The sequence below is a fragment of the Herbaspirillum sp. B65 genome (genome assembly GCF_000333555.1).
Classification (GTDB): Bacteria; Pseudomonadota; Gammaproteobacteria; order Burkholderiales; family Burkholderiaceae_D; genus Herbaspirillum; species Herbaspirillum rubrisubalbicans.
Genome location: NZ_BADI01000355.1, coordinates 1 through 6,241 on the forward strand (window position 1 = coordinate 1; position 6,241 = coordinate 6,241).

Annotated in this window: 5 protein-coding genes; all 5 read left to right on the top strand. The window is 56.0% G+C overall.

The window, feature by feature from the left end:
• Window positions 1-123: 123 nt before the first annotated feature.
• The 5 genes from I5W_RS08740 (at window position 124) to I5W_RS34200 (ending at window position 5,983) form a co-directional block, all read left to right on the top strand.
• Window positions 124-1,029 carry a GntR family transcriptional regulator gene (locus I5W_RS08740; protein WP_085946774.1) on the top strand — a complete coding sequence of 302 codons (906 nt, stop codon included), beginning with the start codon at window positions 124-126 and terminating at the stop codon, window positions 1,027-1,029.
• Window positions 1,030-1,043: 14 nt separating this feature from the next.
• The gene (locus I5W_RS08745; protein WP_044528933.1) at window positions 1,044-1,775 is read left to right on the top strand and encodes an ABC transporter substrate-binding protein; all 732 of its coding nucleotides are present in this window, start codon (window positions 1,044-1,046) and stop codon (window positions 1,773-1,775) included.
• Window positions 1,776-2,250: 475 nt separating this feature from the next.
• A complete protein-coding gene (locus I5W_RS08750) occupies window positions 2,251-3,867 on the top strand; it encodes a methyl-accepting chemotaxis protein (RefSeq protein ID WP_083893502.1) in 1,617 nt (538 codons plus the stop codon).
• 111 nt (window positions 3,868-3,978) lie between these two features.
• Window positions 3,979-5,166 (top strand): porin, encoded by a 1,188-nt coding sequence (locus tag I5W_RS08755; protein ID WP_044528934.1) that lies wholly within the window; start codon window positions 3,979-3,981, stop codon window positions 5,164-5,166.
• Between the two features lie 520 nt (window positions 5,167-5,686).
• Window positions 5,687-5,983, top strand: coding sequence for a transposase (locus tag I5W_RS34200; protein ID WP_083893503.1), 297 nt, complete (start codon window positions 5,687-5,689; stop codon window positions 5,981-5,983).
• Window positions 5,984-6,241 lie beyond the last annotated feature (258 nt).

Consider the following 6,241-nt stretch of genomic DNA (forward strand, 5'->3'; position numbering starts at 1 on the left):
GTCGTCCGCCAAAGAGTCGCCGTGCTTGCTGCTGACATGTGCTTGCTCCTGTTGCTCGAAATACGATTGAAGCACAGCGTCAGTCATAATAGGGGGGATAAGGCCCGTCCGGGCCTGCGAACCATGACGACAATGAGCACTGAATCAACCATCTCCAAACAGATTGTGGAACTGGTAAAGGACCAGTCTTGGGAGACCGGCACGCATTTGCCAGCGCAGATGCTGGCCGACCGTCTTCGCGTATCCCGCCAGCCCATCAATACCGCGCTGGCCATGCTGCATGAAAAAGGACTGCTGACACGCGAGCGCAACAAGGGGTATTTCGTGGGTGAAGGCTTTTCTCAGGGTGTTTCCGACATCATGCAGACGCTTGGCATCGAGGAGACTACGGTCACCACGGCCGTCTACTTCCGTATCGCTGATGACCTGCTCAAGGGTGAGTTGCCTCAGGAATTCTCAGAACTGCTGATAAAAACGCGATACAACCTGACCGCCTCCCAGCTCAACGCAGTTCTGGGCCGCATTGCCAAGGAAGGCTGGGCCGAGCGCAAGCCGGGCTACGGTTGGACATTCTCCAGCATGCTGCTCACGCCTGACAGTCTGTTGCAGTCATACCGCCTTCGTATGGCGCTGGAGCCGGCGGCTTTGCTGGAACCAGGATTCAGACTGGACCCACAAGTCCTGGAGCAATTGCGCGCGACAGAGCGACATCTGCTTGCAGGCGGTATCGAAACTGCTACGGCTGACGAACTGCACAACCGAGGTGTCCGTTTCCATGAAAGCCTGGTTGAGGCGTCTGGCAACGCCTTCTTCATTGACACCATCAAGCGTGTCAATCGCGTGCGCCGCCTACTCTCTTACCGCTCGATGCGCCAGCGGGACCGCTATCCGGAGCATTGCCGACAACATCTGCACGTGCTCGACCTACTGGTCAAAGAGCGCAATGATGAAGCCTCCGAGTTCATGAAAGAACACCTGCAATACACGCTGTCCTCGATTTCAAAAATCGGAGACATTCTGAAACCTTAGCAAACCATCTCACCATGAATCTGACTCCCGCCATCCGCGCCGCATTCACTCCGACTGGCAAGCTGCGTGCTTCCATCAACCTGGGCAACCCCATCCTCGCAGGACGTGATGGTCAAGACCGTCCTTGCGGCGTTTCGGTCGACCTGGCGGGAGAGCTGGCTGGGGCGCTGGAAGCAGAACTGGAACTGGTGGTGTTTGATGCCGCCGGCAAGTCAGTAGAGGCTGTCGCGGCTGAACAAGCGGATTTCGGTTTCTTCGCTATCGACCCGGTCCGTGGTCAGCAAATCGCCTTCACTGCGCCCTACGTTCTGATTGAGGGGTACTACCTGGTCAAGAATGATTCCCCGCTGAAGACCAACGATGAAGTCGACCGTACCGAACACCGCGTGGTCGTCGGCAAGGGTAGTGCATATGACCTTTACCTGACCCGTGAACTGAAGAACGCCACCATTCTTCGCTCGCCGACCTCCCCCACCGTCGTACAGCACTTCCTTCAGGAAGGCGCCGAAGTAGCCGCCGGCGTGAAGCAACAGCTGGAACACGATGCCGCTCAAATCGGCGGTCTGCGCTTGCTCAATGAACGTTTTATGGTCATTCAGCAAGCCATGGGCACACCAAAGACTCGCGGCCCCGAGGCAGCTGCCTTCCTGGCAGCGTTTGTGGAGAAGATGAAAGCCTCCGGCTTTGTCGCCGAGGCCTTGAAGCGCCACAGCATCAACGGTGCCTCCGTTGCACCCGCCGCCTAGATAGTTCTGTATTAACAAGTGCTTGATGTCGGTGGACAGCCTTCTTGTTGACCGTATCTCAACACCAATAGCGTTCCCATTGACGGAGGGACGCACGTATTCTTGCGCCTAAACCATTTCAACAACGAGAGCCTTGCCACTAGCGGCTCTACCCTCCCTACATCTAACTATTTTCGCGAGCGAGTCGCAAATATTCCACAAATCCGCACCACCACTCATTGCATATTTTGGCATATATATGCAGTATACGCAGCGAACAAGAAATCGAATGAAGAGCAGGGAGACTGGGTCGTACCCCGAAATCCGGAAGGCCTCCGCACCCCGAGACCGAATACTCACGGCCCGCTTAATGCCTGCCAAGCGCACATCACCGCCGTGCAGGCTGATTTCTTCGATGCCTTAGCCGCGACCTCATCGGTCGCACGTCCTACTACAGTGGCCCATTGCGCACACGACCTATCGACAGAGGTATTCGATGAAGTGGTTTGGAAATCTGAAAATTGCCTCGAAGCTGCTGGCGACGTTTTCGGTCGTCATTGCGTTGGTATGCCTGCTCGGGCTGTTCGCGACCGCACAAGTCAGCCAGGTCAATGCCGCCTCGGGAGACATTGCTCGCAGCTGGCTCCCATCCATCCGCAGCCTTGCGAGCATCCAACTACTTCTGTCCCGCGTGCGTGGCGGTGAAGCGCAATTGATTTTCATGAAGTCCGCCGAAGAAATGGCCGCCTACAAGAAGTCGTCGGATGCGCTGGTCATCACGCTGGCGAAGCTGCAAAAGACATATGAAGGTCAGATTTCCAGTGATGCTGAAAGAGACCTCTATCAAGCCGTTGCAACCGGGATTTCCCAGTTTCTGCTCGTGCATCAACGCATCGTCGACCTTGCTCTGTCAGACCAGAAGGCGGAAGCACAGGCATTGAATGTGGGCTCTACTCCAGACTACCGGAAGTTGCTGGGGGCGCTCGACAAGTCCGTGGCGTTCAACGATGAGGGCGTCAAGGCATCCTATGAGACTGCAAACGCCACCTATAGCCACGCAAAGACCGGCATCCTCACGCTGATTGTCTTGTGCGTCCTGAGCGCTGTGGCGCTCTCCATCTATGTATCGAAACAAATCTCGCGCCCGCTCAGACATGCAGTCGGCGTTGCTCAACGTATCGCGCAGGGTGACCTCCGCTCGGAAATTCACGTCGCAGGAAGAGATGAGACCGCCGAGCTCTTGCATGCGCTAAAAGAGATGAACACAAACCTTTCCGCGATGGTCTCCGAGGTACGAAGCGGTACCGATGCCATGACCGTGGCAGCCAGGGAGATTGCAAGCGGGAATCTTGATTTGTCCTCACGCACTGAGCAGCAAGCCAGCTCGCTGGAAGAAACGGCAGCGGCACTGGAACAACTCACCTCCACCGTCGGCAACAACTCCAGCAACGCGCAAGTCGCCAATGACTTGGCGGCATCTGCATCCGAGGTCGCCAGGTCGGGGGGCGATGCCGTGGGCAAAGTCGTAGCGACCATGGGAGCAATCGAATCTTCATCGCAACGTGTCGTCGACATCATTGGTGTGATTGACGGTATTGCATTTCAAACCAATATCCTCGCGCTCAATGCCGCCGTGGAAGCAGCACGCGCCGGCGAACAGGGACGTGGCTTTGCAGTGGTCGCGGCCGAAGTACGAACGCTGGCCAGACGGGCCGCCGACGCCGCCAAAGAAATCAAGGACCTGATTGGCGACTCTGCCGCACAGGTTACTGCTGGCAGCACGCTGGTGGAGCGGGCAGGAACGACCATCAACGGCGTGGTCACCAGTGTTCACAAGGTCACCGAAGTCATTGCGCAAATCAGCGTTGCCAGCAAGGAACAACAGAGTGGCATCGAACAAATCAACGTTGCCGTCAGCCAGATGGACGAGATGACTCAACAGAACGCTGCTTTGGTCGAGGAAGCGGCTGCGGCAGCTCAATCCATGCTTGACCGGGCGACCCATCTATCTCACGTCGTTAGTGCATTCAAGCTTCATGCGACGACCGAAGTCGTTGTATCCCACCCATCGCAAGCAATTGCCGAGGACCACCGACACGCGCAATTGCGCTAGCCAACAGAAACCCTGAAGGAGGAAAACGAAAAGAGCATTGCTCCCAAGGCCCCAACTCGCCTCAAAAAAGACCATTACAAGTATCACCGACCAAAAATCCGGAGGAAAACAATGAAGCAATCCATCTCGAAATTCGTAGCAATCGCCGCCGTTGCAGGCTGCGCCGCCAATGTCGCTCACGCTCAAAGCAGCGTCACCGTCTACGGCATTGTCGACACCAGCGTCAACTACACCAGCAAGGCCCTGATTTCCGGCAGTACCAATACCGGTTCCAAGATGAGCGTAGATTCCGGCGTCAACTCCGGGTCGCGCCTTGGCTTCAAGGGCAGCGAAGATTTGAGCGGCGGTCTAAGCGCCGTCTTCCAGCTCGAAATCGGCTACAAGGCCGACACCGGTGCGTTCGACGGCACGAACAACGGTGTAGCCAACACAAACACCTTATTCCGCCGCCTCTCGGTCGTAGGCTTGAATGGCAATTGGGGTAGCGTCCTGCTGGGCCGCCAGACCGATGCTGTGTATCAGTACAATCAGTGGACCTCCGTCGCGGACTTCGGCGGCATCACTGGTAACGTCGGCCACAACCTGGACCGATTGGAAGGCACCCGCGTTAATAATGCCGTCCGCTACAACTCACCGACGTTTGGCGGCCTGTCCGGCAGCATCCTGTATGGCTTCGGCGAAGTCGCAGGCAGCGGTTCGGCGGGTCAAGCCTTCGGTGCGGGCCTGCAGTATGTCAACGGCCCGCTCGGCGTGTTCACCGCTTACTACCAGTCCAAGCTGAATGCAGATGCAACCGCCACGTCCAGCGACACGGCAACGCTGGTCGCAGGCAATGGAAAAGCCGGGGATATCGCTTTAAAGGTCTTCAACCTGGGGGCAAGCTACCAGGCCGGCCCTGCGCGCTTGTACGGGAACTGGTCGCAAGTGAAGCAACCGCTGGCTACCACCGCAACTGTTCCCGCCAGCGGCGTGCTGCCGACCGGCTACATCATCGGTGGTGCCAATAACAACAAGGCCAACGTCTTCGAACTGGGCGTCAACTATGCAATGACCCCGACACTGGCTCTGATTGGCAGCGTTCAGCGTACCAACCTGAACTATGCTGGCACCAGCAACACCGGCAAGCTGACTCAGCTGAACATCGGCACCATTTATTCGCTGTCCAAGCGCACCGATATCTACACGGTGCTGGCCCATCTGCGTGCGAGCGATACCTACAACCCGGGCGCTGAAGGCACCGCCGCCGGCATGAACAACAACCAGTCCGTCTTCACCGTTGGCCTGCGTCACAAGTTCTAAGCCGTTAGACATCTTCACGTCACTTTGAAGGCCGCGCCACCCTGGCGTGGTCTTCATGATTTTCTCCGCCGGCCCAGACTGTCGTGCGCAAATCCTGCTGCGTCCAGAGACCCGACTTGAATGCGCATGCAAGAAAGAAAATCCCCGGATAACGCAAGGGTGAAATTCCTCTTGACGGATATCATTTCTCAACTCGGTAGGGTGTGCCCAAAACTGGCGCAAAGCCTTAACGGTGTAACGGTGTAACGGTGTAACGGTGTAACGGTGTAACGGTGTAACGGTGTAACGGTGTAACGGTGTAACGGTGTAACGGTGTAACGGTGTAACGCTTGTTACTGCGTTACACCGGCCAATTCGAAGAGTGGGATTTATCTTACGAATTACTTCCGTGCGAAATGCGCACCACGCAAATTCTGCTGGTCCTTAATTTGAGATCCTCACGCCCGCGATCAGGTGCCATTGTGGCATCATAAGAACTGATCCGCCCATAGATTTCGCACACCCTCGATGAGATTGTCACGTGGGACGACCCGAACGAATTATTGGGGATCGCGCCTACGATAGTGATCCGCTCGATCAAAGACTTGCTGCCAAATGCATTGAACGGATCGCCCCACACAAGAGCAATCGAAAAAGAGCGGTCACACAAGACGGCCGGTCGCTGCGCCGATACCGGTGGCGATGGAAGATCGAACGACTGTTTACCTGGCTTAATGCCTTCAAGCGTGTACTTACCCCATGGGAGTGTTGCGCCGATCATTACACAGGCTTCGCTCATCTCGCTTTCTCCATCATCCTCATGCGGCGCTATTTATGAAATGGGTTCTAGTTGTAATCTGAAAGTACGCATTCAGAACTCACTTATCCGGTGGCTTCAAAATTCGTCTCAGGTCACACCTTAGTCCCTATTTCTGACACGACATATTGGGCAAACATTTTGTAATGAACTAGTGGTGGACTCGGCAGCGCCCCTCTCCAAACTTTTCATTTCTAGTAGCTCTTGGGCGAGACATATTTCACGCTCTAACGCTTCCTCGTATAGCCTCTTATAGTGGACAACCTCCTGATGTTTCGT